Origin of the sequence: Pseudomonas frederiksbergensis (genome assembly GCF_900105495.1) — a bacterium.
Taxonomy (GTDB): domain Bacteria; phylum Pseudomonadota; class Gammaproteobacteria; order Pseudomonadales; family Pseudomonadaceae; genus Aquipseudomonas; species Aquipseudomonas frederiksbergensis.
The window spans coordinates 2,032,125-2,058,249 of record NZ_FNTF01000002.1 but is presented as its reverse complement, the minus strand read 5'-3'; the positions used below and the strand labels follow the sequence as shown (position 1 = coordinate 2,058,249).

Here is a 26,125-nt window from a genome sequence, read left to right as displayed (position 1 = left end):
GTTCCATGACGTTTTCCCTGCCCCAGAACGCCTTGTCCCAGAGCTACCGCGAGATCCTCATCGGCCTCGGTGAAAACCCCGACCGCGAGGGTCTGCAAGACACCCCGGTTCGCGCGGCAAAAGCCATGCAGTACCTCTGCCGTGGTTATGAGCAAAGTGTCGAAGAAATCGTCAACGGCGCGCTGTTCGCGTCCGACAACGATGAAATGATCATCGTCGACAACATCGAGCTGTATTCGCTCTGCGAACATCACATGCTGCCCTTCATCGGCAAGGCGCATGTGGCTTATATTCCAACGGGCAAAGTACTGGGCCTGTCGAAGATTGCGCGACTGGTGGACATGTTCGCCCGTCGCCTGCAAATCCAGGAAAACCTCACTCGGCAAATCGCCGAAGCTGTACAGCAAGTGACCGGCGCGGCGGGCGTTGCGGTGGTCATCGAAGCCAAGCACATGTGCATGATGATGCGCGGCGTCGAGAAACAGAATTCGACCATGAACACCTCGGTGATGCTCGGCGCCTTCCGCGAGTCGAGCAATACCCGCCAGGAGTTCCTGCAATTGATTGGACGGAGCAAGTAGCAATGCCACAACTTCAACCAGGAACCGCACGCATCCGGGTCAAGAACCTGTGCCTGCGGACCTTCATCGGGATCAACGAGGATGAAATCCTCAACAAGCAGGATGTGCAGATCAACCTGACCATCCTGTATGCCGCTCAGGAAGCGGTGCGTGACAACGACATCGATCACGCGCTGAACTACCGCACCATCACCAAGGCGATCATCGCCCACGTGGAAGGCAATCGCTTCGCGCTGCTCGAACGCCTGACCCAGGAAATTCTCGATCTGGTCATGGCCAACGAGTCGGTGTTGTACGCCGAGGTCGAAGTCGACAAGCCCCACGCCCTGCGTTTCGCCGAGTCGGTATCGATTACCCTCGCCGCGAGCCGCTGACCGCGTCTGGCGCATTGTTCGTCAGACTTTTATCATCCGCGCCACGATTTGATTGCACAGAGCCCGCCATGAACGATCAACAACGCCTGGAACTCGAAGCCGCCGCCTTTCGCCGGCTGGTCGCCCATCTGGACAGCCGCAAGGATGTGCAGAACATCGACCTGATGAACCTTTCCGGCTTCTGCCGCAATTGCTTGTCCAAGTGGTACAAGGCCGCTGCCGATGAACGCCAGATCGAGGTCAGCCTCGATGAAGCCCGCGAAGTGGTTTACGGCATGCCGTACGCCGAGTGGAAAGCCCAATACCAGCAAGAAGCCAACGCCGAACAACAAGCGGCGTTCGCCAAAGGAAAACCCAATGAGTGATTTGACCACCCTGCGCGCCAGCCTCAAGAGCGGCGAACACGCTTTTGCCGACACCCTGGCTTTCATCGCCGCCGGCTACGACTATCAGCCTCAGGCTTTCAACAACGGCGGCGTGGAAAACGCAGCCGGGCAGAATGAAGGCTCGTGCAAGACATTGGGTCTGGCGCTGCTGGAAGGCTTGAGCGATGAAGAAGCGCTGTTGGCGTTCGGCGAGCATTACCGTTCGGTGGTGGCGACGCCTGAGGGCAGCGATCACGGCAATATCCGCGCGCTGATTGCTCATGGCCTGGCCGGTGTGAAGTTCACTCAACAGCCGCTGACTCGCCGCTGATTCAACGCCCGCAAAGTACATCACGAGCGACACTGAACCTGTGGCGAGGGAGCTTGCTCCCGCTGGACTGCGCAGCGGTCCCCTTCTTTTTAGATAAACAGGGTCGCTTCGCGGCCCAACGGGAGCAAGCTCCCTCGCCACAGGTTACGCGTCGCCATCGATCGGTACAGGCAACATCCCGACTTTTAAGATTGACCCGGCCACTTTATTTCGTTTGCCCCAAACCACTGCTCACGGCTTAGATAAAAAGAAGCATCCCTTCTTCAGAGTCGGTCATCCATGAGCAGCGAAACCATCAGCCAGTCGATCAACATCGTTCATCCCGTCACGCTCAGCCACGGCAAAAATGCCGAGGTCTGGGACACCGATGGCAAACGCTACATCGACTTCGTCGGCGGCATCGGCGTACTGAACCTCGGCCATTGCCATCCGCGCATCGTCGAGGCCATTCGCGAACAAGCCACGCGGCTGACCCACTACGCGTTCAACGCCGCCCCGCATGTGCCCTACATCGAACTGATGGATCGCCTCACCGCGTTTATTCCGGTGGACTACCCAGTCAGCGGCATGCTCACCAACAGCGGCGCGGAAGCGGCCGAAAACGCCCTGAAGATCGTGCGTGGCGCCACCGGTCGCACGGCCGTCATCGCCTTCGACGGCGCCTTCCACGGCCGTACCCTCGCCACGCTCAACCTCAACGGCAAAGTCGCGCCCTACAAACAGAAAGTCGGCGTGCTGCCGGGTACGGTTTTTCACTTGCCATACCCGAGCAAGGACAACGACGTGACCTGTGCCGAGGCCCTGAAAGCCATGGACCGGCTGTTCAGCGTCGAGATCGACGTTGATGACGTCGCCTGTTTTATCGTCGAACCGGTGCAAGGCGAATCGGGCTTCCTGGCGCTGGACGTGGAGTTCGCCCAGGCGCTACGCCGCTTCTGTGATGAAAAGAACATCCTGCTGATCGCTGATGAAATCCAGTCCGGCTTCGGTCGCACCGGCCAGCGCTTTGCATTTTCGCGACTGGGTATTGAGCCGGACCTGATCCTGCTCGCTAAAAGTATTGCCGGCGGCGTGCCACTGGGCGCGGTGGTCGGGCGCAAGTCGCTGCTCGACACCTTGCCCAAGGGCGGACTGGGCGGCACCTATTCGGGCAATCCGATTGCCTGCGCCGCGGCACTGGCCACCCTGGACGAGATGACCGATGCGAACCTGCACGCCTGGGGCTCGCAACAGGAAGAAGCCATTGTCAGCCGCTACGAGGCCTGGCGCGCCAACAAGCTTTCCCCGTTTCTGGGCCGCCTGACCGGCGTTGGCGCGATGCGCGGTATTGAATTGATCAATGCCGACGGCACACCGGCCTCGGCGCAATTGACGCAGCTATTGGCGTTGGCACGAGATGCCGGTTTGCTGCTGATGCCAAGCGGTAAGTCGCGCCACATCATTCGGCTTTTGGCGCCGTTGACCACTGAGGCCGCGGTGCTGGAAGAAGGGCTGGATATTTTCGAGGCCTGCCTGGCGAAGCTTTCCTGAAAAGCAAACTGCGATCCGGGACTGACATAGCGAATTATGTTCGCTTGTAGTCCCCGGTTTTGCGTCGCAATACTGACCAAATACCCCTCTTACCAAGCGAGATCACTACCACTTACAAGCCTGAGGCAGTCATGTATCACGACAATATAATTTATAAAAAAAAGTCCAATGATCCTCAATTCCTGCTTGGCGTAGCCGTGGTGCTGTTTCTCGGCTCCTACCTGATGAACCTGGGTAACAGCGCCCTCAGTCATTTCCTGCATCCGCTGCTGGGCAGTGCCCCGGACAGCTTGACTGCTCGCAATATCGCCATCGGCCTGGCGATTGCTGCACTGGGCACGCTGAACTTTCACGTCCTCGGGCGCTTGAAATTCAAGGTGCAGACCAGCGTGGTCTGGATCGAACTGCTGATCCTGTTCCTGGCGTTCTTCGACACCTTCGACCTTTCCTACAGCTTCATCCTCGACAAGATCGGTTTCCTGATCATCCAGGGCGCCGCGACCACGCTATACATTTCCGCCATCGCAATTGTGATTGCCTTCGTGCTTGCCTTGATCGGTGCTGTGGCCAAGCTGTCGAACAACGGCCTGGCCAATGCCATCGCCTCGTTCTACACCTCGTTCTTTCGCGGTGTTCCGCTGCTGATCCAGATCTACCTGATTTACCTCGGACTGCCGCAACTGGGTTATGTGGTGGACGCCGTGCCGGCCGGCATCCTCGCGTTGTCGCTGTGCTACGGCGCTTACATGACCGAGATTTTTCGGGCGGGCATCCAGAGCATTCCGGTAGGTCAGTGGGAGGCCTCGCGAGCCCTGGGCATCAGCCCGTTCAAGACCCTGAGCCGGGTGATCATGCCGCAAGCCTTGCGGGTGATCATCCCGCCCACCGGCAACCAGTTCATCGCCATGCTCAAGGACAGTTCGCTGGTGTCGGTGATCGGTGTCTGGGAATTGATGTACCTGGCCAAGACCCAGGGCCGCGCGGACTTCCGCCACCTGGAAATGCTGATCACCGCCGCGATGATTTACTGGGCCCTGTCGTTCATCCTCGAACGGGTGCAGGCGCGGATCGAAAAACGGGTCAACCGATCCATTGCAAGGGGTTGATGAGTGATGACCACGGCAGAACGACTCGACCTGGCACCTGTTGCGCAGGCCAGCCCTTCGATGATTTCCATCACCGGCCTGAACAAGTGGTACGGCGATTTTCACGCCTTGCGCAATGTCGACCTGAACGTTGCCACGGGCGAAATCCTGGTGGTGTGCGGGCCGTCGGGCTCAGGCAAGTCGACGATGATTCGTTGCATCAACCATCTGGAGAATTTCCAGGAAGGCCACATTCAGGTCAACGGCATCACCCTCACCAGCGAGGCAGAAAGTGTCAGCGCGGTGCGCCGGGAAATCGGCATGGTGTTCCAGAGCTTCAACCTGTTCCCACATTTAAGCGTGATGGACAACCTGACCCTGGCCCCGCAACTGGTGCAAGGCGTGTCGAGCGCCGAGGCGAAAAAACGCGCTCAGGTTTACCTGGAGCGGGTGCGAATTGCCGAACATGCCCACAAGTACCCTTCGCAACTGTCCGGCGGCCAGCAGCAGCGCGTGGCGATTGCCCGGGCGCTGTGCATGAACCCCAAAGTAATGCTGTTCGACGAACCAACTTCGGCCCTCGATCCTGAAATGGTCCACGAAGTGCTGGACGTGATGGGCGAGTTGGCCACCGACGGCATGACCATGATTTGCGTGACCCACGAAATGGGTTTTGCCAGCAAGGTCGCCGACCGCGTGCTGTTCATGGACCAGGGCCAGGTCATCGAACAAGCCACCCCTTCCGAGTTCTTCAACAACCCGCAAACCGAACGCGCGCAGAAATTCCTGTCGCAGATCATTGGTCACTGAGCAGCGCTTTGCCCCTTCATAACAAAAACGAAAAGTGGAGATGGACATGGTCAGCAGAAAACACGTAATCGCAGCCGCAATGTCGCTGGTGTTCGTCGGCGCCGCCAACGCCGGAGCGGTTCTGGACAAAATCCAGAGCAGTAAAACAATGACCGTCGCCACGTCGGCAACCTGGCCACCCCAAGGGTTTATCAACGACAAGAATGAAATCGACGGGTTTGATATCGACGTATCCAAGGAGATCGCCAAGCGTCTCGGCGTCGAGGTCAAGTTCATCACCCCCGATTGGGACGTGATCACCGCCGGCAAGTGGAATGGGCGCTGGGACATGTCCGTGGGCTCGATGACCGCCACCAAAAGTCGCGCGCGAATTCTCGATTTCCCCGCGACCTATTACTACGTGCCTTACGTGTTTGCGGTTCACAACAAATCCGCCCTCACCGACCACAAAGCGCTCAATGGCAAAACGATCGGTGTCGAAGGCGGCACCACGTCCGAGGACTATTTCAGCCAGGCGCTGGCCATCGAAACCACTGACGTGCCGCCCGTCATTTATGACGTAAAGACCACAAAAATGAAGACTTACTCCGGTTCCGTCGGACCGCTGGACGATCTGCGTCTGGGTGACGGTACCCGGCTCGACGCCATCCTCACTCAACGCAGCACACTGGACGCCGCTGTGAAGAGCGGTTACCCGCTGCGGGCCGTCGACAATGCAGTGGCGTTCTACGAACCCCTGGCCATTGCCACCGACAAGGGTGACGCGGAATTGAAGGCCAAGCTCGGCCAAATCATCGGCGAGATGCACAAGGACGGCACGCTGACCAAGCTGTCGAACAAGTGGTACGGCGTCGACTACTCAACCGTCAAATAACCCCACCTACCCCTGTGGGAGTGAGCCGGCTCCGGGCGGCGATCCGACGATGGCGGCCTAACATTCAACATTGATACTGAATGTTATGGCCTCATCGTCGGATCGCCGCCCGGAGCCGGCTCACTCCCACAAAAAAGCATTTTTCAAGGATTGACCATGTCCTTCCCCACCACCTGGTACTCCCAAACCTCGCTGCCCCGCGCGGCCAGGTCCGAATTGAACGCCGATGAAACCTGCGACGTCTGCATCATCGGCGCCGGGATCGCGGGCCTCACCGCTGCCCTGGAGCTGACCCGGCGCGGCAAACGCGTGATCATCCTCGAAGCCCAGCAAGTCGCCTGGGGCGCGTCCGGTCGAAACGGCGGCGTGGTCTCGCCAGGCTGGGCTGAAGGGTCGGGGGCGATCCGCAAGAAACTGGGTCTGGAGCAGGCCAAGGCGTTATTCCAAATGTCAGTTGAGGGCGTCGAGATCGTCCGCCACAACATTGCCGAACTGGCTCTGACCGGTTGCGCGCCATCGGCAGGCACGATCCGGGTCAAGCGTTACGACGACGGCGCCGAGGTGCAAAACCATATCGAGACCATGCGCCGCGACTTCGGTTATGAACTCAATTTCCTCGATACAGCCCAGGTTCGCGAACGCGCACACACCTTGCGTTATTTCCAGGGTGTCGAAGATCCGAACGCCCTGCACTTCCATCCGCTGAATTATTGCCTGGGCCTGGCCCTCGCCATCGAAGCGGCTGGAGGCCGGATTTACGAACAGTCAAAAATGCTCGCCTGGCATCGCGAAGGCGCCGACATAATTGTCCAGACCGCTCACGGCACCGTGTGCTGCCAGGACCTGGTGTTCTGCGCTGGCGGCTACGGTGGCCCAGAGTTGCAAAAACTCAGCCGCGCCTACCTGCCCATCGCGACCTATGTGGTGCTGACTGAACACCTGGGCGACTCGATCAAAAACGTCCTCGACTCCGGCGCCGCGTTCTCCGACGACCGTCGCGCCTCGGATTACTACCGCGTGGTCGAAGGCGACCGCCTGCTCTGGGGCGGACGCATCACCACCCGCAACGAACAGAACGAAAAGGCCCTCGCGACCATGCTCAAGGCCGACATGGTGTCGGTCTATCCACAACTGGCCCCGGTCAAAATCGAATTGGCCTGGTCGGGCCTGATGGGTTATTCCACCAACAAGATGCCCAACCTGGGATTGCTCGAACCGGGCGTCTGGGCCTGCACCTCGTTTGGTGGCCATGGCCTGAATACCGGTTCGATTGGCGGCAGGGTCATCGCCGAAGCGGTGTGCGGGGAAAGTGCGCGTCATCAGCTGTTCAAACCGTACTTGCTGGACTGGAACGGCGGACCGTTCGGACGGATTGCCGCCAATGCCATTTATCAATCGTTGAAGGTCATGGATTTCGTTCAGGAACGGCTGAAGGGTTGAAGGGCTGAACTGTATCCACCAAGGTAAACGCACTCCTGTAGCAGCTGGCGAAGCCTGCGTTCGGCTGCGAAGCAGTCGTAAAACTTGAGTGCGAGTTCTGCCTGACACACCGTATTGTCTGATTTCGCGACTGCTTCGCAGCCGAACGCAGGCTTCGCCAGCTGCTACAGGGATCTTTTGTGGGCACAAAAAAACCGGCCGAAGCCGGTTTTTTTTGTTTTCTACAGAATCAGAATCAAGCGTTCTGCAGGTCGTCGAGGTAGCGCTCGGCGTCCAGTGCCGCCATGCAGCCAGCGCCGGCCGAGGTGATGGCCTGACGGTAAACGTGGTCAGCCACGTCACCGGCGGCAAAGATACCTTCGAGGCTGGTGGCAGTAGCGTTGCCGTCACGGCCGCCCTGTACAACCAGGTAGCCGTCTTTCAACGTCAGCTGGCCTTCGAACAGCGACGTGTTCGGGGTGTGGCCGATGGCGATGAACACGCCGTCGACGGTCAGCTCGTCGAAGCTGCCATCGTTGTTCTTCAGGCGGGCACCGGTCACGCCCATGTTGTCGCCCAGGACTTCGTCCAGCGTCGCGTTCAGCTTCAAGACGATTTTGCCTTCGGCAACCCGGGCATTGAGCTTGTCGATCAGGATCTTCTCGGCGCGGAAAGTTTCGCGACGGTGGATCAGGGTCACCTTGCTGGCGATGTTGGCCAGGTACAGCGCCTCTTCAACCGCGGTGTTGCCGCCACCGACCACAGCCACTGGCTTGTTGCGGTAGAAGAAACCGTCGCAGGTCGCGCAGGCCGAAACGCCCTTGCCCATGAACGTTTCTTCCGACGGCAGGCCCAGGTAACGAGCGCTGGCGCCGGTAGCGATGATCAGCGCGTCGCAGGTGTAAGTCGCGCTGTCACCGGTCAGGGTGTACGGCTTGGCAGCGAAGTCCACGGCATTGATGTGATCGAAGACGATTTCGGTTTCAAAGCGCTCGGCGTGTTCTTTCATGCGGTCCATCAGCGCCGGGCCGGTCAGGCCGTGGACGTCGCCCGGCCAGTTGTCGACTTCGGTGGTGGTGGTCAGTTGACCGCCGGCTTGCATGCCGGTGATCAGCAGTGGCTTGAGGTTGGCACGGGCGGCATAGACTGCGGCGCTGTAACCGGCAGGGCCGGAACCGAGAATAATCACTCGCGAATGACGGACTTCAGACATGACCTGCTCCTGTTGACCGGCCCTAGACATCTGGCGCGGAACGCCGGGTTGCCGGCGGGAATAAAAAAGGACCGTTGAAAGCACTTGGGGAAGGCTTGGGCTCGACAGTCCTGTAAAAAGTAATGGGGTGCAGCGTATCGAGGGGGCGAAGATTAAGGAAATACGGTTTAACAATCCAGCTCATAGGCGGTCTCTATCCGGTCACGATGGATACATAGGCGCCTTTGTTACAGTTAATGTCGATGCTGCTACCGCGCTTTCGTCTGTCAGGCAAAGCCGGTAAGGTCGGCGCGTTTCCCCTTTGCTCGGAGCACGTTATGCCCGCCCCTGTTCTGTCCGGCCCGCAATACCTGCGCGAAGGCCTCAAGCTGGTCCTGAGCCCAAGCCTGCGTTTGTTCGTGCTGTTGCCGCTGGTGATCAACCTGGTGCTGTTCGTCGGATTGATCTACCTGGCCAGCCATCAATTCAGCCTGTGGGTCGATACGTTGATGCCGTCCCTGCCCGAATGGCTGAGTTTTCTCAGTTACATCCTGTGGCCGATTTTTGTCGTGCTTGTCGTTTTAATGGTGTTCTTCACCTTCACCATGCTCGCCAACGTCATCGCCGCACCGTTCAATGGCTTCCTCGCCGAGAAAGTCGAAGTGGTGGTACGCGGCACCGACGACTTCCCGGCCTTCAGCTGGGGCGAACTGATCGCCATGGTCCCGCGCACCCTGTCCCGCGAAATGCGCAAACTCGGCTACTTCCTGCCACGCGCCCTCGGGCTGTTCATCCTTTCGTTCATCCCGGTGGTGAACATCATTGCCGCGCCATTGTGGCTGCTGTTCGGGGTGTGGATGATGGCGATCCAGTACATCGACTACCCGGCGGATAACCACAAACTGGGCTGGAACGAGATGCTCGCCTGGCTGCGCGAAAAGCGCTGGCAGAGCATGAGTTTTGGCGGCAGCGTTTATCTGGTGCTGCTGGTTCCGGTGGTCAACATCCTGATGATGCCGGCCGCGGTGGCGGGTGCGACGCTGTTCTGGGTGCGTGAACGCGGCGCGGAAAACCTGGTGATCCAGCGCTGATCCGGTCACAAATTCATCATCCCACCGTCACATTGACGACATGGCCTCAGCCGACACTGAGGTCATGACGACAGCTCTGCATATCACTCTGATCACCGAAACCTTCCCTCCCGAAATCAACGGAGTGGCCAATACCCTCGGCCGCTTGTGTGACGGCTTGCGCGCGCGCGGGCATCAGGTCGAACTGGTGCGGCCACGACAGGGTTGCGATCAGCAACTGGGCAGCGACGATGCGTTGTTGCTGTGCCGGGGCTGGCCGCTGCCGGGTTATCCCGGCTTGCAATGGGGTCAGTCGTCGATGCACAAGCTGCTGCGACGCTGGAAGCGGCAGCGGCCGGACGTGCTTTACATCGCTACGGAAGGACCGTTGGGATTGTCCGCATTGCGCGCGGCCCGGCGCTTGGGGATTGCCGTGGTCAGCGGTTTTCACACTAACTTCCAGCAGTACTCCAGCCAATATGGGCTTGGTCTGCTGACGCGATTGCTGACCCATTACCTGCGCTGGTTTCACAATCGTTCGACGCTGACCCTGGTGCCGAGCGCGAGTCAAAGAATGGAACTGGAGCGCCGGCATTTCGAGCGCTTGGCGTTGCTGTCGCGCGGGGTCGACAGCCAGTTGTTTCACCCGACCAAGCGGCTGGCGTCACTACGCGAACAGTGGGGTCTGGCCGACAATGACATTGCCGTCATCCATGTAGGTCGTCTGGCACCGGAGAAAAATCTTGGCTTGCTCAAGCGCAGTTTCGAAAAGCTGCGTACGACTTATCCACAGAAAAACCTGAAGTTGATCGTGATCGGCGACGGCCCGCAACGAGCGGTCCTGGAGAAAGAACTGCCCGAGGCAATTTTCTGTGGCTCTCAACGCGGCGAAGCCTTGGCCAGTCACTATGCGTCGGGGGATGTGTTTCTGTTTCCGAGCCTGACCGAGACGTTCGGCAACGTGGTGCTTGAGGCACTGGCGTCGGGTTTGGGTGTGGTCGCTTACGATCAAGCGGCGGCGGCCCAGCACATTCGCCATGGTTACAACGGCGTATTGGCGATGCCGGGGGACGAAGAAGCGTTTTGCGATGCGGCGTGCTGGCTGCTGGAGAAGCGCGAAACCTTGCGCTGCGTGCGGCTCAATGCGCGCCAGCATGCGAGTCGCCAGGGTTGGGCGGCGATTATCGAGCAGTTCGAGGGGCAGTTGCGCGGGGCTTGCTTGCAGGGGCAAACCCTACCCGATGCAGCGTTTTTGCCTTGAAAGCATCGCGGGCAAGCCTTGCTCCTACGGTTTTGTGTCGATACACACATTTGTTTTCGACAAAGAACCGTAGGAGCAAGGCTTGCCCGCGATAGCGTCAGTGCAGTCGCCGCTTATACCAGCGTCATCAACGCCTCACGGCTGAACGGCAGGATGTCTTCTTCACGGCCGTCACGCACTTTCTGCGCCCAGTCCGGGTCCACCAGCAGCGCACGACCGACGGCCACCAGATCGAACTCATCATTGTTCAAACGCTCCAGCAGTTTCTCCAGGCTGGCCGGCTGCGCGATCTTGTCGGTGTTGACCATGAACTGCAGGAACTCGCCATCCAGGCCGACGCTGCCCACGGTGATGGTCGGTTTACCGGTGAGCTTACGGGTCCAGCCGGCCAGGTTCAGCTCGGAGCCGTCGAACTCCGGCTCCCAGAAACGCCGCGTCGAGCAGTGGAAAATATCCACGCCGGCGTCGGACAACGGCTTGAGGAATTCGCCCAACGCTTCGGGTGTTTGCACCAGACGCGCGGTGTAATCCTGCTGCTTCCACTGCGAAAAGCGGAAGATGATCGGGAAGCCTTCGCCGACCGCGGCACGCACGGCTTGAATCAATTCGATGGCAAAACGCGAACGGTCGGCCAGGCTGCCGCCGTATTCGTCGGTGCGCTGGTTGCTGCCTTCCCAGAAGAACTGGTCCACGAGGTAGCCGTGGGCACCGTGGATCTCCACGCCGTCCATGCCAATGCTCTGGGCATCTTTGGCGGCCTGGGCGAATGCGGCGATCACGTCCTGGATATCTTGCTGGGTCATGCCGTGAACCACGACCTGACCGTCCTTCAGTTTCTCCGACGGACCGTAACCCGGCACGCTGGCGTCTGGCTCGGTGCCGATGCGGCGCACGCTGCCGACATGCCACAGTTGAGGAACGATCTTGCCGCCTTCAGCGTGAACCGCGTCGACCACTTTCTTCCAGCCGGCCAATGCCGCTTCACCGTAGAAATGCGGCACGTTCGGGTAACCATTGGAAGCCTTGTGGCCGACGGTGGTGCCTTCGGTGATGATCAGGCCCACACCCGCCGCGGCGCGACGACGGTAGTACTCGATCACTTTGGAATTGGGCACGCCACCCGGCGAAAACGAACGGGTCATCGGCGCCATGACGACGCGGGTCGGCAGTTCGAGAGTGCCGAGGTGGAACGGTTTGAACAGGGCTTTGACAGGCATGGGACGCTCCACGAAACGGTATCGACGGGACAGAGATTTTATGACGGTGATAATATGCGGAGCGACAAGCGATGCACAGCACTATTGATTGTGGTGATTAAGGTTCAAAAGGCAGGCATAAAAAATCGCAGCTCAATGGCTGCGATTTTTTTGGTTCAGCTCAGCGCTTTTTCGATCGCATGAACGACAGTCGGATCATCCGGCGCCGTGCGCGGCGAGAACCGCGCCAGCACGCGACCATCCTTGCCCAACAGGAATTTCTCGAAGTTCCAGGTAATGTCACCGGGAAATTCAGCACCCTCGCCCGCCAGCAGACGGTACAGCTGATGGCGGTCGTGACCGTTGACTTCCAGCTTGCTGGACAACGGAAAACTCACGCCGTAGTTGAGGCTGCAAAACGCCTGGATCTCTTGCTCGGTACCCGGTTCCTGCCCGGCAAACTGGTTGCACGGCAGGCCCAGTACGCTGAAGCCTTTGTCCTTGTATTGCTGGTAGAGGTTTTCCAGCGCCGCGTATTGTGGGGTCAAGCCACATTTGGAGGCGACGTTGACCACCAGCACGACGAGCCCCTTGAAGGGTGCCAGAGGTAGTTCCTGACCATCCAGGCCTGTCAATTTAAGGTCGTGAAAAGCACTCATGACGAACTCCAGATTCCCGTGTTCTTCTCGAAACAGCCACTTGGCGGTGTCACCAGAGACAGCCGCGGACTAAAAAAGGCGCCCCTCGGGCGCCTCTCCAGTTCTCGAAAGCTTAGCGCAGAAAATCAGTGGTGATGGCCACCTTCGCCATGGACGTGACCATGAGCGATTTCTTCCTGGCTGGCATCACGGATGTCGATGATCTTGACCTGGAAATTCAGACGCTGACCGGCCAACGGGTGGTTGCCGTCGACGGTGACATCGTCGCCGTCCAGATCGCGAATGGTGACGATCTGCATCTGGCCGTCCGGAGCGGATGCGTGGAACTGCATGCCCACTTCCAGCTCGTCGACGCCTTCGAACATGCTGCGGCTCAAGGTGCTGACCAGTTCGGCAGCGTATTCGCCGTAGGCATCTTCAGGTTCAACGGCTACGGTCAGCTCGTCGCCGACTGTTTTGCCTTCCAGTGCCTTTTCCAGGCCCGGGATGATGTTACCTGCGCCTTGCAGGTAGACCAGCGGCGCGCCGCCGGCGGAGCTGTCGATGACCTCACCAGCGTCGTTGGTCAGGGTATAGTCGATGGAGACAGCCTTATTGGCGGCGATCAGCATGGGGCGAGACCTTTTGCATAAGAATGAAGAATGGCCAAGTTTAGCGAAGCAATCGCCCGAAAGCGAACACAACCCGGACAGACGGATGACGGCGAAAGGCTCGACGGTCACAGGCTTCCATCAAGATGAGGACGGGCACTGGGTGGCCGAGCTTTCCTGCGGTCACACCCAGCACTTGCGGCACCAGCCACCGTGGCAATCCCGAGCCTGGGTACTGGACCCTTTGCTGCGTATTGAAAAAATAGGCCAACCCTTTGATTGCGGTTGGTGCGCACAAGGCTCGGTTAGCGATAACCTTGGCGACTGAAATTCGGTAAACGGCCAGACATAGGCCGTCACCATTGCCATGCACCTCCAGAGAATTCGCATGCAAACTTTTTTTATCGCGCCCACCGATTTTGGTGTGGGTCTGACCTCCATCAGCCTCGGGCTGGTACGTACCCTTGAGCGGGCCGGCCTCAAAGTCGGCTTTTTCAAACCGATTGCCCAGCCGCATCCGGGTGACACCGGGCCTGAACGGTCCACTGAACTGGTGGCGCGCACCCACGGTTTGAAACCGCCTCAGCCGCTTGGTCTGGCGCACGTCGAGCGCATGCTTGGCGACGGTCAGCTGGACGAGTTGCTCGAAGAAATCATCACCCTCTATCAGCAGGCGGCAATCGGCAAGGATGTGCTGATCGTCGAAGGCATGGTGCCGACCCGCAGCGCCAGTTATGCCGCACGGGTCAATCTGCATTTGGCGAAAAGCCTCGACGCCGAAGTGATCCTGGTCTCGGCTCCGGAAAACGAAGTGTTGACCGAACTGTCCGGTCGAGTGGAATTGCAGGCGCAATTGTTCGGCGGCCCCAAAGACCCGAAAGTCCTCGGCGTGATCCTCAACAAGGTCAAAACCGACGAGAGCATGGAAGCCTTCGCCTCGCGCTTGAAAGAGCATTCGCCCTTGCTGCGCAGTGGCGATTTCCGTCTGCTGGGCTGCATCCCGTTCCAGCCGGAATTGAATGCCCCGCGCACCCGCGACGTCGCCGACCTGATGGGCGCGCAGATTCTCAATGCCGGTGATTACGAAACCCGGCGCATGACCAACATCATCATCTGCGCCCGCACCGTGCGTAATACCGTGGAGCTGCTCAAGCCCGGCGTGTTGGTGGTGACGCCCGGTGATCGCGACGACATCATCCTCGCCGTCAGCCTCGCCGCCATGAATGGCGTGCCGCTGGCCGGCCTGTTGCTGACCAGTGACACCCTGCCCGACCCGCGCATCATGGACCTCTGTCGTGGCGCGTTGCAGGCTGGCCTGCCGGTGTTGTCGGTGAGCACCGGTTCCTACGACACCGCCAACCAGTTGAACGGTTTGAACAAGGAAATCCCGATCGACGACCGCGAGCGCGCGGAGATCATCACCGATTTCGTTGCCAGCCACCTCGACGCCAAGTGGCTGCATCAACGTTGCGGCACGCCACGGGAAATGCGCCTGTCGCCCGCCGTGTTCCGTTATCAATTGATCCAGCGCGCCCAGGCCGCCAACAAGCGCATCGTCCTGCCCGAAGGCAGCGAGCCGTTGACCGTGCAGGCCGCGGCGATCTGCCAGGCCCGCGGCATTGCTCGTTGCGTGTTGCTGGCGAAACCGGCAGACGTCGAAGCCGTGGCCCGCGCCCAAGGCATCGAGTTGCCGCCGGGGCTGGAAATCCTCGACCCGGACCTGATTCGCGAGCGCTACGTCGAGCCGATGGTCGCCCTGCGCAAAACCAAAAGCCTCAACGCGCCGATGGCCGAGCAGCAACTGGAAGACACCGTGGTGATCGGCACCATGATGCTGGCGCTGGATGAGGTCGACGGATTGGTGTCCGGGGTCATTCACTCCACCGCCAACACCATCCGCCCGGCCCTGCAACTGATCAAGACCGCGCCGGGCTGCACGCTGGTGTCGTCAGTGTTCTTCATGCTCTTCCCCGAGGAAGTCCTGGTCTACGGCGACTGCGTGATGAACCCGCACCCGAGCGCCAGCGAACTGGCCGAGATCGCGCTGCAAAGCGCCGACTCGGCAGCCGCTTTCGGTATCACCCCGCGTGTGGCGATGATCAGCTATTCCAGCGGTGAATCGGCCAGCGGCGAAGAAGTCGAGAAGGTGCGCGAAGCGACGTTGCTCGCCCATGAACAACAGAACTCGCTGCTGATCGACGGCCCATTGCAATACGACGCCGCCGCCAACGAAACCGTTGCCCGGCAATTGGCGCCGAACAGCCAGGTCGCCGGTCGCGCCACCGTGTTCGTGTTCCCCGACCTGAACACCGGCAACACCACCCACAAAGCCGTGCAACGCAGCGCCGACTGCGTCAGCCTCGGGCCGATGCTGCAAGGCCTGCGCAAACCGGTGAACGACCTGCCGCGCGGCGCGCAAATCGATGACATCGTCTACACCATCGCGTTGACCGCGATTCAAGCTGCCAACCGACCTTTGGATCTTTAAATGCTGGATTCCCTACCCGCACCGTTGCGAGGCGTCATTGCCTCGCTGCTGTTGGCGCTGAACACGATTGTCTGCTGCACACCGCTGTTCATCGTGGCGATTTTCAAACTGCTATTGCCCTTCCCCGCCGCCCAGCGTTTTACCGATTGGCTGATGAGCCATATCCATGAAGCCTGGATCAGCAACAACAAGGCCTGGATGGACTTGCTCGGACACACGCGCTGGACACTCAGCGGCCTGGAAGGCCTGGACTATCAGCACTCGTATCTGATCACCAGCAACCACCAGAGTTGGGTCGACATCATGGTGTTGCAATACGTGCTGAACCGGAAGATTCGCCCGCTGAAGTTCTTCCTCAAACAGCAACTGATCTGGGTGCCGGTGATTGGTCTGGCGTGGTGGGCGCTCGGCTTTCCGTTCATGAAGCGCTACTCCAAGGCCTACCTGGAGAAGCACCCGGAGAAGAAAGGCAAAGACCTGGAGACCACCCGCAAGACCTGCGACAAGTTCCGCCATAACCCGGTGGGGATTTTCAACTTCGTCGAAGGCACGCGCTTCACCGAAGGCAAGCATGCCCAGCAGAAATCGCCGTTCAAGCATCTGCTCAAGCCCAAGGCTGGCGGCATTGCGTTTGTGCTGGATGCCATGGGTGAGCAGCTGGAAGCCATCGTCAACGTGACCATTCACTATCCGGCCGGCCGTCCTGGTTACTGGGATTTGCTCTGTGGGAACGTGAAGGATGTGGTGGTGCATTTTCAGGAGCTGAAGATTCCGCCGCAGTTCATCGGCAAGAACTACGACCAGGACGGGGAGTATCGATTGCAGTTTCAGGGCTGGATCAACCAGTTGTGGCAGGACAAGGATGCGCTGCTGGGGCAGATGCATCGTGAGTATCCCGCCAACGCTTGAGGTGTTTGCACTGGCCTCATCGCGGGCAAGCCCGCTCCCACAGGTTTTGAGGTGTTCACATCTCTCGCGTACGACGCGATTTCTGTGGGAGCGGGCTTGCCCGCGATGGCGTCCGACCAGACACAAAAAAACCCGCCGATGATCACTCATCGGCGGGTTTTTCATTAACGGCTATCGCTTAGATCGCGCCACGCTTGCGCAGCAGATCCAGCACTTGCTTGACGCTTTCTTCCAGCGACAGCGACTGGGTATCGACCACGAGGTCGGCGTCCAGCGGCACGTCGTACGGGAAGGAATCGCCCGGGATGTTATCCCCGGCCGCCGCGTACAGGCCTTGTGGGTCACGCTCGGCACAGACTGTCGGCGAGGCCTGGACGTAGACCGTCAGCAGACGCTCCTTGCCGATCAGCTCGCGAGCCTGCTCACGACCTTCGGCACTCGGCGCAACGAAGGCTGCCAAGGTCAGTAGACCGGCTTCGTTGAACTGACGCGCAACGTGCGCCGCACGACGCCAGTTCTCGGTACGCCCGGCACGATCCTGCGGCAGACCTTTGTTCAGGTCGTGACGCAGGTTCTGGCCATCGAGTACAAACACCGCGCGGCCCATATCGAACAGCTTGCGTTCAACGGCGTAAGCCAAAGTGCTTTTGCCGGCGCCCGACAAGCCGCTGAACAACACGGTGGCCGGTTGCTGACCGAAGCGCTGGGCGCGTTCTTCGGTGGCGACGTGCGCCAGTTTGCCGTGATGCGTGCTGGTGCCATGGCTCAACGGCTGAGCGATGATCATGCCGGCCGCGACGGTGCCATTGGTCAGTCGATCGATGACGATGAACGAACCGGTGGTGCGGTTGCTCGCGTAACCGTCCAGCGCAATGGCCGCGTCGAGGCTGATCTTCACCCGACCGATTTCGTTCAGGTGCAACGAACTGGCCGGACCTTCTTCCAAGGTGTTCACGTCAACGCGGTTGACGATGCTGGTGATCGAACCCGGCACGTAAGTGGTGGCGCGCTTGATGTCGTATTTCTTGCCCGGCAGCATCGGTTCTTCGGCCATCCACACCAGCATGGCGTCGAAGGCATCGGTCACTTGCGGCTGGTTGTCGGCGTGCACCAGCAAGTCACCGCGGGAGATGTCGATTTCGTCTTCCATGGTCAGCGTCACCGCTTGACCAGGACCGGCGTGCTCCAGTTCACCTTCGAAGGTGACGATGGACTTCACACGGCTGCTCTTGCCCGATGGCAACACCACGACTTCGTCGCCCTTGTGCACGACGCCGCTGGCCAGGGTACCGGCGAAACCACGGAAGTTCAGGTTCGGACGGTTAACGTACTGCACCGGGAAACGCAGGTCGGTGTAGTTGCGGTCGCTGGCGATTTCGACGGTTTCAAGGATTTCCATCAGCGACTGGCCGGTGTACCACGGCGAGCGCTCGGATTTGTTCACCACGTTGTCGCCTTTCAGCGCCGACATCGGAACGAAAGCCATGGTGGTCGGCTTGAACGCGATGCCGTCGGCGAACTTCAGGTAATCGGCCTTGATCGACTCGAAGACTGTTTCGTCGAAACCGTTGAGGTCCATCTTGTTGATGGCAACAACGATGTGTTTGATGCCGAGCAACGAGGCAATAAAGCTGTGGCGACGGGTCTGGGTCTGCACGCCGTAACGGGCGTCGACCAGGATGATCGCCAGGTCACAGGTGGATGCACCGGTGGCCATGTTGCGAGTGTACTGCTCATGGCCGGGGGTGTCGGCGATGATGAATTTGCGCTTGGCGGTGGAGAAGTAGCGGTAAGCGACATCGATGGTGATGCCCTGCTCACGCTCGGCCTGCAGGCCGTCGACCAGCAGTGCCAGGTCGATGTCATCGCCAGTGGTGCCGACTTTTTTCGAGTCGCGGGTGATGGCTTCCAGGTGATCTTCGTAGATCATCTTGGAGTCGTGCAGCAGGCGCCCGATCAGGGTGCTCTTGCCGTCGTCGACGTTGCCACAGGTCAGAAAGCGCAGCATTTCCTTGCGTTCGTGCTGGCCCAGGTAGGCGAGGATGTCCTCGCTGATCAAATCAGATGCGTGCGACATGACAACCCCTTAGAAATAACCCTGACGTTTCTTTTCTTCCATCGAGCCTGCGCCATCGTGATCGATGACCCGGCCCTGGCGTTCGGAAGTTCGCGTCAGGAGCATTTCCTGAATGATGTCGGTCAGGCTGGTGGCCTCGGACTCGACCGCACCGGTCAACGGGTAGTCGCCCAGCGTACGGAAGCGGACCTTTTTCTTGACGATGCGCGCCTTGTCTTCATCGCTCAGGTGATTGAGCAGGCGTTCGTCGTCGATCATGATCCAGGTGCCGTTCATCTCGATGACGTCGCGCTCGGCGGCGAAATACAGCGGCACAATCGGGATGCCTTCGAGGTAGATGTACTGCCAGATGTCCAGTTCGGTCCAGTTCGACAACGGGAAAACACGGATCGATTCGCCCTTGTTGACCTTGCCGTTGTAGACGTTCCACAACTCTGGACGCTGGTTTTTCGGGTCCCAGCGGTGCTTGGTGTCACGGAAGGAATACACGCGCTCTTTGGCACGGGATTTCTCTTCGTCACGACGGGCACCACCGAAAGCGGCGTCGAAACCGTACTTGTCGAGGGCCTGCTTGAGGCCTTCGGTTTTCATGATATCGGTGTGCTTGGCGCTGCCGTGGGTGAGCGGGTTGATGCCCTGCGCAACACCCTCGGGATTCACGTGTACCAGCAGGTCAAGGCCGAGCTCTTCGACCATGCGGTCGCGGAACGCGTACATTTCCTTGAACTTCCACCGGGTGTCGACGTGCATCACCGGGAACGGCAGCTTGCCCGGGAAGAATGCCTTGCGCGCAAGGTGCAGCATCACGGCGGAGTCTTTACCGACGGAGTACAGCATCACCGGGTTATCGAACTCGGCGGCGACCTCGCGGATGATGTGGATGCTTTCGGCCTCCAGCTGTTTCAGATGCGTCAGTTTGTCGACCATGGCTACTCACGAAAACGATCTTATGGACGGCCAGCGGGCCGTGTTCGAGCGAGGAATCCTAGCACAGCGTCCTCTTCTAATCAGGACGCCGACTAGATCGAAAGGGTATATGAATATACCTGCCCGTTCGGGTGCACCGGGTCCTGTGGGAGTAAGCCTGCTCGCGATAGCGGTGTGTCAGTCGCATCAATGTCGAATGTGACGCAGCCATCGCGAGCAGGCTCGCTCCTACAGTGGGTATGGGTGATTCAGATAGGATTCGGGCAATCGATGAAGATGTGCTCGAGGGCAAAGCGCCGGGCCAGATAATCGCCCAACGCCTGCACGCCATAACGCTCGGTGGCGTGATGACCGGCGGCGATGAAACTGATGTCGTTTTCCCGGGCGCTGTGGAAGGTCTGCTCGGACGCCTCGCCGCTGAGGTACAAGTCAACGCCAGCCAGCACGGCCTGATCGATGTAACCCTGGCCGCCACCAGTGCACCAGCCAACGCGGCGAATCATCTCGCTGCCTTCGATCAGCAACGGTTCGCGGCCCATGACTTCCTGTACGCGACGGGCAAAATCCCGGGCCGTCACCGGCTCGTTCAATGAACCGACCAGACCGACAACTTTAAGGTTGTCCGGATCCAATGGACCTTCCACAGTGATATCGAGCTGACGTGCCAGCTGAACGTTATTGCCGACTTCCGGGTGCAGATCCAGCGGCAAGTGATAAGACAACAGGCTGATATCGTGCTTGAGCAGGGTTTTCAACCGGCGCTGCTTCATCCCGGTGATGCACGGATTCTCGCCCTTCCAGAAATAGCCGTGATGCACCAGTATCAGGTCGGCGCGGACTTCCACAGCGGCGTCGAGCAATGCCTGGCTGGCGGTGACGCCACTGACGATGCGCATGACCTGCGGCCGGCCTTCGACCTGCAACCCGTTGGGGCAGTAATCGGCAATTTTTGCACTGTTAAGGTAACGGTCGGCTTCTTCGACCAGGGTGCTCAGGGCGACGGCCATAAAAGACTCCTAAATATCCCGTTCAGAGGCACGTTTCGCCTCGTATAATGCGCGACATTATGGGCGGTCTCATACCGCCTGCAACCTCTCAGGACGTGCTTAATGCTCAAGGCGCTGCGTTTTTCCGGCTGGCCGCTGTTGGCCGGCGTGCTTATCGCTCTGTTAATCATCCAGCGTTACCCGGAGTGGGTCGGGCTCCCAAGCCTTGACGTCAACATGCAACAAGCCCCGCAAACCACCACCATGCAACAGGGTCCGGTGTCCTATGCCGACGCGGTGACCACGGCTGCGCCCTCGGTGGTCAACCTGTACACCACCAAAGTCGTCAACAAACCGAACCATCCGCTGTTCGAGGACCCACAGTTTCGCCGCTTCTTCGGCGACAACTCGCCCAAACAGAAGCGCATGGAGTCGAGCCTTGGCTCCGGCGTGATCATGAGCCCGGAAGGTTACCTGCTGACCAACAACCACGTGACCAGCGGCGCCGACCAGATTGTGGTGGCGCTCAAGGACGGGCGTGAAACCCTGGCCCGAGTGATCGGCAGCGACCCGGAAACCGACCTCGCGGTGCTGAAGATCGACTTGAAGAATCTTCCATCGATCACTGTCGGTCGTTCCGACAATATCCGCATCGGCGACGTGGCGTTGGCCATCGGCAATCCGTTCGGCGTCGGCCAGACCGTGACCATGGGCATCATCAGTGCCACCGGGCGCAATCAGCTGGGCCTGAACAACTACGAAGACTTCATCCAGACCGACGCGGCGATCAACCCCGGCAACTCCGGTGGTGCACTGGTGGATGCCAACGGCAACCTGACCGGCATCAACACGGCGATCTTCTCCAAGTCCGGCGGTTCGCAGGGCATCGGTTTCGCCATCCCGGTGAAACTGGCCATGGAAGTGATGAAGTCGATCATCGAGCACGGCCAGGTGATTCGCGGCTGGCTCGGTATCGAAGTGCAGCCGCTGAGCCAGGAACTGGCGGAATCGTTTGGCCTGTCGGGGCGCCCGGGCATTGTGGTCGCGGGGATTTTCCGTGACGGCCCGGCACAGAAGGCCGGCCTGCAACTGGGCGACGTGATCCTTAGCATCGACGGCGAACCGGCCGGCGATGGTCGTCGTTCGATGAATCAGGTCGCGCGGATCAAACCGACCGACAAGGTGACGATCCAGGTGATGCGCAACGGCAAAGAGCTCAAGCTCACCGCCGAGATCGGTCTGCGTCCGCCACCTGCTCCCATCAAGGAAAAAGAACAAGAGTAAGCCGAGAGGAGCTGCGGCCTCAGCAGCTCCATAACTGCAAAGCCGTTAACAGCAGACATTCTCATTAGGCATGTTATATTGTTTCAATATCACTATTGGAACAACATAACATGTCGTCTCGAACAATGATTTCCCTCGCCGGCCTGGCCCTCGGTTTTCTGGGGGATCCGGTCTTCGCCGAAGAAGCGCAAACCGTTGAGCTGGACGCCATCAGCGTCACCTCCGACTACGAATCCCCCACTGGCCCGGTCCAGGGTTACCGCGCCACGCGCTCCTCCAGCGCAACCAAAACCGACACCGCCCTTCGCGATATCCCGCAATCGATCAGTGTGATTCCCGTCAGCGTGCTCAAGGACCTGGGCAGCACCAGCGTCGAACGCGCGCTGGATTTTGCCGGTGGCGTGTCGAAACAGAACAACTTCGGCGGCCTGACACTCTACGAATACAGCGTGCGCGGCTTCACCACGTCGGAGTTCTACAAGGATGGTTTCAGCGCCAACCGCGGCTATCCAAGCTCGCCGGACGTGGCCAACGTCGAACGCATCGAAGTGCTCAAAGGCCCGGCCGCCAGCCTCTACGGTCGTGGCGATCCGGGCGGCACGGTGAACATCGTCACCAAGAAACCCCAGCCCGAAGCCTTCACCACACTGCAAACCAGCGCCGGCAGTTGGGATCGTTATCGCACCGCCGTGGACGTCAACACACCGCTGGATGCTGACGGCAATGTTCTGTCCCGGGTGAACCTGGCTGTCGAGGACAACCACAGCTTCCGCGATCACATCGACAGTCAGCGCGTGTTCGTTGCGCCTTCGTTCAGCTGGCAACTGAACCCGGACACCAGCCTGTTGGTGGAGAGCGAGTTCGTGCGCCACAGCTCGACCTTCGATCGCGGTATCGTCGCGCCGAACAATAAATGGAGCGGTGTCTCCCGTTCGACCTTTCTTGGCGAACCCAACGACGGCAACATCGACAACCACAACAATCTGCTGCAAGCCGCCCTCGAACATCATCTCAACGACCGCTGGAAACTACGCCTCGCCAGCCATTACAAGGAAGGCAAGCTCTGGGGCTTCGCCTCCGAAACTCGCCCCTTGAACGCCGACGGCCATACCGTCAACCGCCGCTATCGCGAGCGCGACACCAACTGGCACGACAGCATCACCCAGCTCGAACTGCGCGGTATGTTCGACATCGGCAGCTGGCAACACGAACTGCTGATCGGCAGCGAATACGAGAATTTCCGCAAGAACGAACGGGTCACGACCATTGCCGGCGGTCCTTACGCCATCGATATCTACCGGCCGATTTATGGCCAGCCGAAACCCAATGGCGCACGCTCCGGGACCGACTTCTTCGAGCACGTCGAAAGTCGGGCGTTGAACCTTCAAGACCAGATCGTCTTCACCGACAAACTGCGCGGCATGCTCGGTGCGCGCTTCGAACATTTCGAACAAAGCATCGACGATCACAGCCGCAATGCGACCAGCCGCCAGCGCCACGACGCACTGACCCAACGGGCCGGGCTGCTCTACCAATTGACGCCCGAAGTGGGGTTATTCACCAACGTCTCCACCTCGTTCAAACCGAACAACGGCCTGGATGCCGACGGCAAATCCTTCGACCCGGAAGAAGGCGTCGGTTATGAAGTCGGGCTCAAGAGCGAACTGTTCGACGACCGATTGAGCAGCACCCTCGCCGCCTTCCATATCGAAAAGGAAAACGTCCTCGCGCTCGATCCGGCGACGGACTCCAGCCGCGCCATGGGCAAGGCTCGCAGCCAGGGTGTCGACCTGCAAGTCACCGGGCAAGTCACCGATGCCGTGCGAGTGATCGGTGCTTTCGCTTACATCGACGCCGAAGTCACCCAAGGCGACAAGGTGATCCCCACCGGCAGCCGAATTCTCGGCGTGGCCAAACGTAGCGGCAGTGTGCTGGGCGTCTATGAATTTCAGAATGGTCATTTGCGCGGCTCGGACCTTGGCGCAGCGTTCACCTATGTCGGTGATCGGTCGGGCGAAGCCGGCAGCGATTTCGAACTGCCGGCCTACCACACCGTCGACCTGCTGGCCCATTACAAGGCCAGCGAAAACGTCACCGTGGGCCTGAACCTGAACAACCTTTTCGACGAAAAATACTTCGAGCGCTCCTACAGCAACTACTGGGTCAACCCCGGCGAGCCGCGCAATTTCACCGTCAGCCTGACACTCAATCTGTAAAAGGAAATCACCATGCAAAACCTCAAACCCCTGGCGCTGCTTGGACTGCTGTTCGCCACTGAAGTCTCGGCCCATGGCCTGTGGACCGAAGAACGTCGCGGCAATATCGAAGTCATCTACGGCCACGGCGCCGAAGATAACGCCTTCAAGGCGCAGAAAATCAGTGGCGCGTGGGCTTATGACGTCGCCGGCAAAATGATCCCGGTGAGCGTGCAACGGCTGGCCGACCACGCCCGCCTGCAGCCGTTGAAACCGCCGGCGGTGATGGCCGTGGCGCTGGACAATGGCATGTGGTCGCAGACGCCGGATAAAAAATGGATCAACGAAGGACGCAGCAAAGTACCGGGGGCCATTGAGTCGACCCAGACCTTCAAGTACAGCCTGGCGATCTACCAGCCGGGGGCGAAACTGCCGAAGCTTGATCAGATGAAACTGCTGATTCTGCCGGAGGTTGATCCGTTGACTGTCGGGCCGGGTAAATCGTTACCGGTTCGAGTGCTATTGGATGGTAAGCCGGCGGCGGGCGTGAAGTTGGTAGGCGACTATCGTAGCGCGCCGAATACCTTGAGCACCGAGACCGACGCAGAGGGCCGGGCGCAAGTATTGGTGCGTAATGAAGGGTTGAATGTGATTTCGGCGCAGATGGAGATTTCGCTGAAGGACAACCCGGATGTGGCCACGCGTGGGCTGTTCACGTCGCTGACCTTCCTCGGCGAAGCGCATCACGAGTAACCCACAAACCCCTGTAGGAGCGAGGCTTTCCCGCGATGGGGACACCGCGGTGCAATAGGTAGACCGCGTTATCGTTTATCGCGGGCAAGCCACGCTCCCACAGGATCGGGGAAGCCTTACAGGTAGCCGAGGCCGTCGATCAGCGCCTGATTCTGTTCTGGCGTACCGATGGAAATCCGCAGGAACTGGGCAATCCGTTCCTGCTTGAAGTGCCGAACGATCACGCCTTGCTCACGCAACTTCGCCGCCAGCCCTGCCGCATCGTGTTTCGGATGACGGGCGAAGATGAAGTTCGCCGCCGACGGCAACACTTCAAAGCCTTTCGCTTGCAGTTGCGCAACGACCTTTTCACGATGCTCGATGACCAACCGGCAGGTCTTGTCGAAGTACTCGCGATCTTCGAACGCTGCGGCTGCACCGACATTTGCCAGACGATCCAGCGGATAGGAGTTGAAGCTGTTCTTGATCCGCTCCAGCGCCTCGATCAGGTCCGGGTGCCCCACCGCCAGCCCCACCCTCAGGCCGGCCAGCGAACGGGACTTGGACAGGGTCTGGGTCACCAGCAGGTTTGGATAACGATCCACCAGACTGATCGCCGTCTCACCACCGAAATCGATGTAAGCCTCATCCACCACGACTACTGAATCCGGGCTCGCCTTGAGGATTTGCTCAACCGCGTCCAGCGCCAACAGGCAGCCCGTCGGTGCGTTCGGATTCGGGAAGATGATCCCGCCGTTCGGCTTGGCGTAGTCCGCCGGGTTGATCTGGAATTGCTCGTCCAGCGGCACCGCGTCGAAGGCAATGCCGTACAACCCGCAGTAAACCGGATAGAAGCTGTAGCTGATGTCCGGGAACAGCACTGGATGATCGTGTTGCAGCAAGCCGTGAAAGATGTGCGCCAGTACTTCGTCGGAACCGTTGCCGAGAAATACCTGATTGCTCTGCACGCCGTAATAACTGGCTACTGCGTTTTTCAGCAGATCGCTGTTCGGGTCCGGGTACAGACGCAAGTTGTCATTCAGTTCGGTCTGCATCGCCGCCAAGGCTTTTGGCGATGGACCGTACGGGTTTTCGTTGGTGTTGAGCTTCACCAGTTTCGCCAGTTTCGGCTGCTCGCCCGGCACGTAAGGCACCAGATTCTTGACGAAGGGACTCCAGAATTTACTCAT

The 26,125-nt window shown here is 59.5% G+C and carries 25 protein-coding genes; 17 read left to right on the top strand and 8 right to left on the bottom strand.

Annotated features, from left to right (window positions below):
• The first annotated feature begins 5 nt into the window (after positions 1-5).
• From folE to BLW70_RS09720, 9 genes are all read left to right on the top strand, one after another.
• Positions 6-581, top strand: a complete 576-nt coding sequence (folE, locus tag BLW70_RS09760) for a GTP cyclohydrolase I FolE (RefSeq protein ID WP_074873821.1) — start codon at positions 6-8, stop codon at positions 579-581.
• Between the two features lie 2 nt (positions 582-583).
• The gene (gene folX, locus BLW70_RS09755; protein ID WP_008150698.1) at positions 584-955 is read left to right on the top strand and encodes a dihydroneopterin triphosphate 2'-epimerase; all 372 of its coding nucleotides are present in this window, start codon (positions 584-586) and stop codon (positions 953-955) included.
• Positions 956-1,023: 68 nt separating this feature from the next.
• Complete coding sequence (locus BLW70_RS09750; protein WP_074873820.1) at positions 1,024-1,320, top strand: DUF1244 domain-containing protein; 297 nt, start codon at positions 1,024-1,026, stop codon at positions 1,318-1,320.
• On the top strand, positions 1,313-1,651 hold the full coding sequence (locus BLW70_RS09745; protein ID WP_074873819.1) for a HopJ type III effector protein: 339 nt from the start codon (positions 1,313-1,315) through the stop codon (positions 1,649-1,651). The genes BLW70_RS09750 and BLW70_RS09745 overlap by 8 nt, the downstream gene beginning before the upstream one ends.
• A gap of 279 nt (positions 1,652-1,930) precedes the next feature.
• Entirely contained in the window at positions 1,931-3,181 is a 1,251-nt protein-coding gene (locus BLW70_RS09740; RefSeq protein ID WP_074873818.1) for a 2-aminoadipate transaminase, read from the top strand.
• 131 nt (positions 3,182-3,312) lie between these two features.
• Positions 3,313-4,287 carry an amino acid ABC transporter permease gene (locus BLW70_RS09735; RefSeq protein WP_074873817.1) on the top strand — a complete coding sequence of 325 codons (975 nt, stop codon included), beginning with the start codon at positions 3,313-3,315 and terminating at the stop codon, positions 4,285-4,287.
• A gap of 60 nt (positions 4,288-4,347) precedes the next feature.
• Positions 4,348-5,076: an amino acid ABC transporter ATP-binding protein gene (locus tag BLW70_RS09730; protein ID WP_139273434.1), complete on the top strand. Its 729-nt coding sequence runs from the start codon at positions 4,348-4,350 to the stop codon at positions 5,074-5,076.
• A 46-nt stretch (positions 5,077-5,122) separates the two neighbouring features.
• Positions 5,123-5,950 carry a transporter substrate-binding domain-containing protein gene (locus BLW70_RS09725; RefSeq protein WP_083383398.1) on the top strand — a complete coding sequence of 276 codons (828 nt, stop codon included), beginning with the start codon at positions 5,123-5,125 and terminating at the stop codon, positions 5,948-5,950.
• Between the two features lie 156 nt (positions 5,951-6,106).
• Positions 6,107-7,390 (top strand): NAD(P)/FAD-dependent oxidoreductase, encoded by a 1,284-nt coding sequence (locus BLW70_RS09720; protein WP_074873814.1) that lies wholly within the window; start codon positions 6,107-6,109, stop codon positions 7,388-7,390.
• Positions 7,391-7,625: 235 nt separating this feature from the next.
• Here BLW70_RS09720 and trxB read toward each other — a convergent pair whose 3' ends face one another.
• On the bottom strand, positions 7,626-8,582 hold the full coding sequence (gene trxB, locus BLW70_RS09715; protein ID WP_074873813.1) for a thioredoxin-disulfide reductase: 957 nt from the start codon (positions 8,580-8,582) through the stop codon (positions 7,626-7,628).
• A 317-nt stretch (positions 8,583-8,899) separates the two neighbouring features.
• On the opposite strand from trxB, the gene cysZ reads away from it, so the two are divergent.
• On the top strand, positions 8,900-9,652 hold the full coding sequence (gene cysZ, locus BLW70_RS09705; protein ID WP_074873812.1) for a sulfate transporter CysZ: 753 nt from the start codon (positions 8,900-8,902) through the stop codon (positions 9,650-9,652).
• 40 nt (positions 9,653-9,692) lie between these two features.
• Positions 9,693-10,892 carry a glycosyltransferase family 4 protein gene (locus BLW70_RS09700; protein WP_074873811.1) on the top strand — a complete coding sequence of 400 codons (1,200 nt, stop codon included), beginning with the start codon at positions 9,693-9,695 and terminating at the stop codon, positions 10,890-10,892.
• Positions 10,893-11,005: 113 nt separating this feature from the next.
• Here BLW70_RS09700 and BLW70_RS09695 read toward each other — a convergent pair whose 3' ends face one another.
• From BLW70_RS09695 to BLW70_RS09685, 3 genes are all read right to left on the bottom strand, one after another.
• Entirely contained in the window at positions 11,006-12,109 is a 1,104-nt protein-coding gene (locus tag BLW70_RS09695) for an NADH:flavin oxidoreductase (protein WP_074873810.1), read from the bottom strand.
• Positions 12,110-12,264: 155 nt separating this feature from the next.
• Positions 12,265-12,747, bottom strand: a complete 483-nt coding sequence (locus BLW70_RS09690) for a glutathione peroxidase (protein ID WP_074873809.1) — start codon at positions 12,745-12,747, stop codon at positions 12,265-12,267.
• 125 nt (positions 12,748-12,872) lie between these two features.
• Positions 12,873-13,358, bottom strand: a complete 486-nt coding sequence (locus BLW70_RS09685) for an FKBP-type peptidyl-prolyl cis-trans isomerase (RefSeq protein WP_008150718.1) — start codon at positions 13,356-13,358, stop codon at positions 12,873-12,875.
• Between BLW70_RS09685 and BLW70_RS09680 the strand changes: the two genes are divergently transcribed.
• Genes BLW70_RS09680 through BLW70_RS09670 form a run of 3 tightly spaced genes read left to right on the top strand, consistent with a single transcriptional unit; the run spans position 13,327 to position 16,734 of the window.
• Positions 13,327-13,665 carry a DUF3565 domain-containing protein gene (locus tag BLW70_RS09680; protein ID WP_074873808.1) on the top strand — a complete coding sequence of 113 codons (339 nt, stop codon included), beginning with the start codon at positions 13,327-13,329 and terminating at the stop codon, positions 13,663-13,665. The genes BLW70_RS09685 and BLW70_RS09680 overlap by 32 nt on opposite strands.
• A gap of 60 nt (positions 13,666-13,725) precedes the next feature.
• A complete protein-coding gene (gene pta / locus BLW70_RS09675; RefSeq protein ID WP_074873807.1) occupies positions 13,726-15,825 on the top strand; it encodes a phosphate acetyltransferase in 2,100 nt (699 codons plus the stop codon).
• Positions 15,826-16,734 (top strand): acyltransferase, encoded by a 909-nt coding sequence (locus BLW70_RS09670; protein WP_074873806.1) that lies wholly within the window; start codon positions 15,826-15,828, stop codon positions 16,732-16,734. It begins immediately after the preceding gene.
• Between the two features lie 178 nt (positions 16,735-16,912).
• Here the strand turns inward: BLW70_RS09670 and cysN are convergent, their stop codons facing one another.
• From cysN to BLW70_RS09650, 3 genes are all read right to left on the bottom strand, one after another.
• Positions 16,913-18,811, bottom strand: a complete 1,899-nt coding sequence (gene cysN / locus BLW70_RS09665) for a sulfate adenylyltransferase subunit CysN (protein WP_074873805.1) — start codon at positions 18,809-18,811, stop codon at positions 16,913-16,915.
• 9 nt (positions 18,812-18,820) lie between these two features.
• On the bottom strand, positions 18,821-19,738 hold the full coding sequence (gene cysD / locus BLW70_RS09660; RefSeq protein ID WP_030128620.1) for a sulfate adenylyltransferase subunit CysD: 918 nt from the start codon (positions 19,736-19,738) through the stop codon (positions 18,821-18,823).
• A gap of 248 nt (positions 19,739-19,986) precedes the next feature.
• Entirely contained in the window at positions 19,987-20,745 is a 759-nt protein-coding gene (locus BLW70_RS09650; protein ID WP_074873803.1) for a Nif3-like dinuclear metal center hexameric protein, read from the bottom strand.
• Between the two features lie 102 nt (positions 20,746-20,847).
• Here BLW70_RS09650 and algW point away from each other — a divergent pair, with 102 nt between their 5' ends.
• The 3 genes from algW to BLW70_RS09635 all read left to right on the top strand — a co-directional run bounded on the left by algW (position 20,848) and on the right by BLW70_RS09635 (position 24,956).
• Complete coding sequence (gene algW / locus BLW70_RS09645) at positions 20,848-22,008, top strand: Do family serine endopeptidase AlgW (protein ID WP_074873802.1); 1,161 nt, start codon at positions 20,848-20,850, stop codon at positions 22,006-22,008.
• Positions 22,009-22,118: 110 nt separating this feature from the next.
• On the top strand, positions 22,119-24,224 hold the full coding sequence (locus BLW70_RS09640) for a TonB-dependent siderophore receptor (RefSeq protein ID WP_074873801.1): 2,106 nt from the start codon (positions 22,119-22,121) through the stop codon (positions 24,222-24,224).
• A 12-nt stretch (positions 24,225-24,236) separates the two neighbouring features.
• Positions 24,237-24,956: a DUF4198 domain-containing protein gene (locus BLW70_RS09635; protein WP_074873800.1), complete on the top strand. Its 720-nt coding sequence runs from the start codon at positions 24,237-24,239 to the stop codon at positions 24,954-24,956.
• A 116-nt stretch (positions 24,957-25,072) separates the two neighbouring features.
• Here BLW70_RS09635 and hisC read toward each other — a convergent pair whose 3' ends face one another.
• Positions 25,073-26,125, bottom strand: a complete 1,053-nt coding sequence (gene hisC / locus BLW70_RS09630; RefSeq protein ID WP_074873799.1) for a histidinol-phosphate transaminase — start codon at positions 26,123-26,125, stop codon at positions 25,073-25,075.

Coding starts and splice junctions, on each gene's coding strand:
- BLW70_RS09690 (WP_074873809.1), bottom strand. CDS start 12,747: ATGAGTGCTTTTCACGACCTTAAATTGACAGGCCTGGATGGTCAGGAA.
- BLW70_RS09720 (WP_074873814.1), top strand. CDS start 6,107: ATGTCCTTCCCCACCACCTGGTACTCCCAAACCTCGCTGCCCCGCGCG.
- cysN (WP_074873805.1), bottom strand. CDS start 18,811: ATGTCGCACGCATCTGATTTGATCAGCGAGGACATCCTCGCCTACCTG.
- folX (WP_008150698.1), top strand. CDS start 584: ATGCCACAACTTCAACCAGGAACCGCACGCATCCGGGTCAAGAACCTG.
- cysZ (WP_074873812.1), top strand. CDS start 8,900: ATGCCCGCCCCTGTTCTGTCCGGCCCGCAATACCTGCGCGAAGGCCTC.
- BLW70_RS09745 (WP_074873819.1), top strand. CDS start 1,313: ATGAGTGATTTGACCACCCTGCGCGCCAGCCTCAAGAGCGGCGAACAC.
- BLW70_RS09650 (WP_074873803.1), bottom strand. CDS start 20,745: ATGGCCGTCGCCCTGAGCACCCTGGTCGAAGAAGCCGACCGTTACCTT.
- BLW70_RS09695 (WP_074873810.1), bottom strand. CDS start 12,109: ATGCCTGTCAAAGCCCTGTTCAAACCGTTCCACCTCGGCACTCTCGAA.
- pta (WP_074873807.1), top strand. CDS start 13,726: ATGCAAACTTTTTTTATCGCGCCCACCGATTTTGGTGTGGGTCTGACC.
- hisC (WP_074873799.1), bottom strand. CDS start 26,125: ATGAGTAAATTCTGGAGTCCCTTCGTCAAGAATCTGGTGCCTTACGTG.
- BLW70_RS09640 (WP_074873801.1), top strand. CDS start 22,119: ATGTCGTCTCGAACAATGATTTCCCTCGCCGGCCTGGCCCTCGGTTTT.
- cysD (WP_030128620.1), bottom strand. CDS start 19,738: ATGGTCGACAAACTGACGCATCTGAAACAGCTGGAGGCCGAAAGCATC.
- trxB (WP_074873813.1), bottom strand. CDS start 8,582: ATGTCTGAAGTCCGTCATTCGCGAGTGATTATTCTCGGTTCCGGCCCT.
- algW (WP_074873802.1), top strand. CDS start 20,848: ATGCTCAAGGCGCTGCGTTTTTCCGGCTGGCCGCTGTTGGCCGGCGTG.
- BLW70_RS09725 (WP_083383398.1), top strand. CDS start 5,123: ATGGTCAGCAGAAAACACGTAATCGCAGCCGCAATGTCGCTGGTGTTC.
- BLW70_RS09635 (WP_074873800.1), top strand. CDS start 24,237: ATGCAAAACCTCAAACCCCTGGCGCTGCTTGGACTGCTGTTCGCCACT.
- BLW70_RS09750 (WP_074873820.1), top strand. CDS start 1,024: ATGAACGATCAACAACGCCTGGAACTCGAAGCCGCCGCCTTTCGCCGG.
- BLW70_RS09740 (WP_074873818.1), top strand. CDS start 1,931: ATGAGCAGCGAAACCATCAGCCAGTCGATCAACATCGTTCATCCCGTC.
- folE (WP_074873821.1), top strand. CDS start 6: ATGACGTTTTCCCTGCCCCAGAACGCCTTGTCCCAGAGCTACCGCGAG.
- BLW70_RS09680 (WP_074873808.1), top strand. CDS start 13,327: ATGGAGACAGCCTTATTGGCGGCGATCAGCATGGGGCGAGACCTTTTG.
- BLW70_RS09730 (WP_139273434.1), top strand. CDS start 4,348: ATGATTTCCATCACCGGCCTGAACAAGTGGTACGGCGATTTTCACGCC.
- BLW70_RS09735 (WP_074873817.1), top strand. CDS start 3,313: ATGTATCACGACAATATAATTTATAAAAAAAAGTCCAATGATCCTCAA.
- BLW70_RS09685 (WP_008150718.1), bottom strand. CDS start 13,358: ATGCTGATCGCCGCCAATAAGGCTGTCTCCATCGACTATACCCTGACC.
- BLW70_RS09670 (WP_074873806.1), top strand. CDS start 15,826: ATGCTGGATTCCCTACCCGCACCGTTGCGAGGCGTCATTGCCTCGCTG.
- BLW70_RS09700 (WP_074873811.1), top strand. CDS start 9,693: ATGGCCTCAGCCGACACTGAGGTCATGACGACAGCTCTGCATATCACT.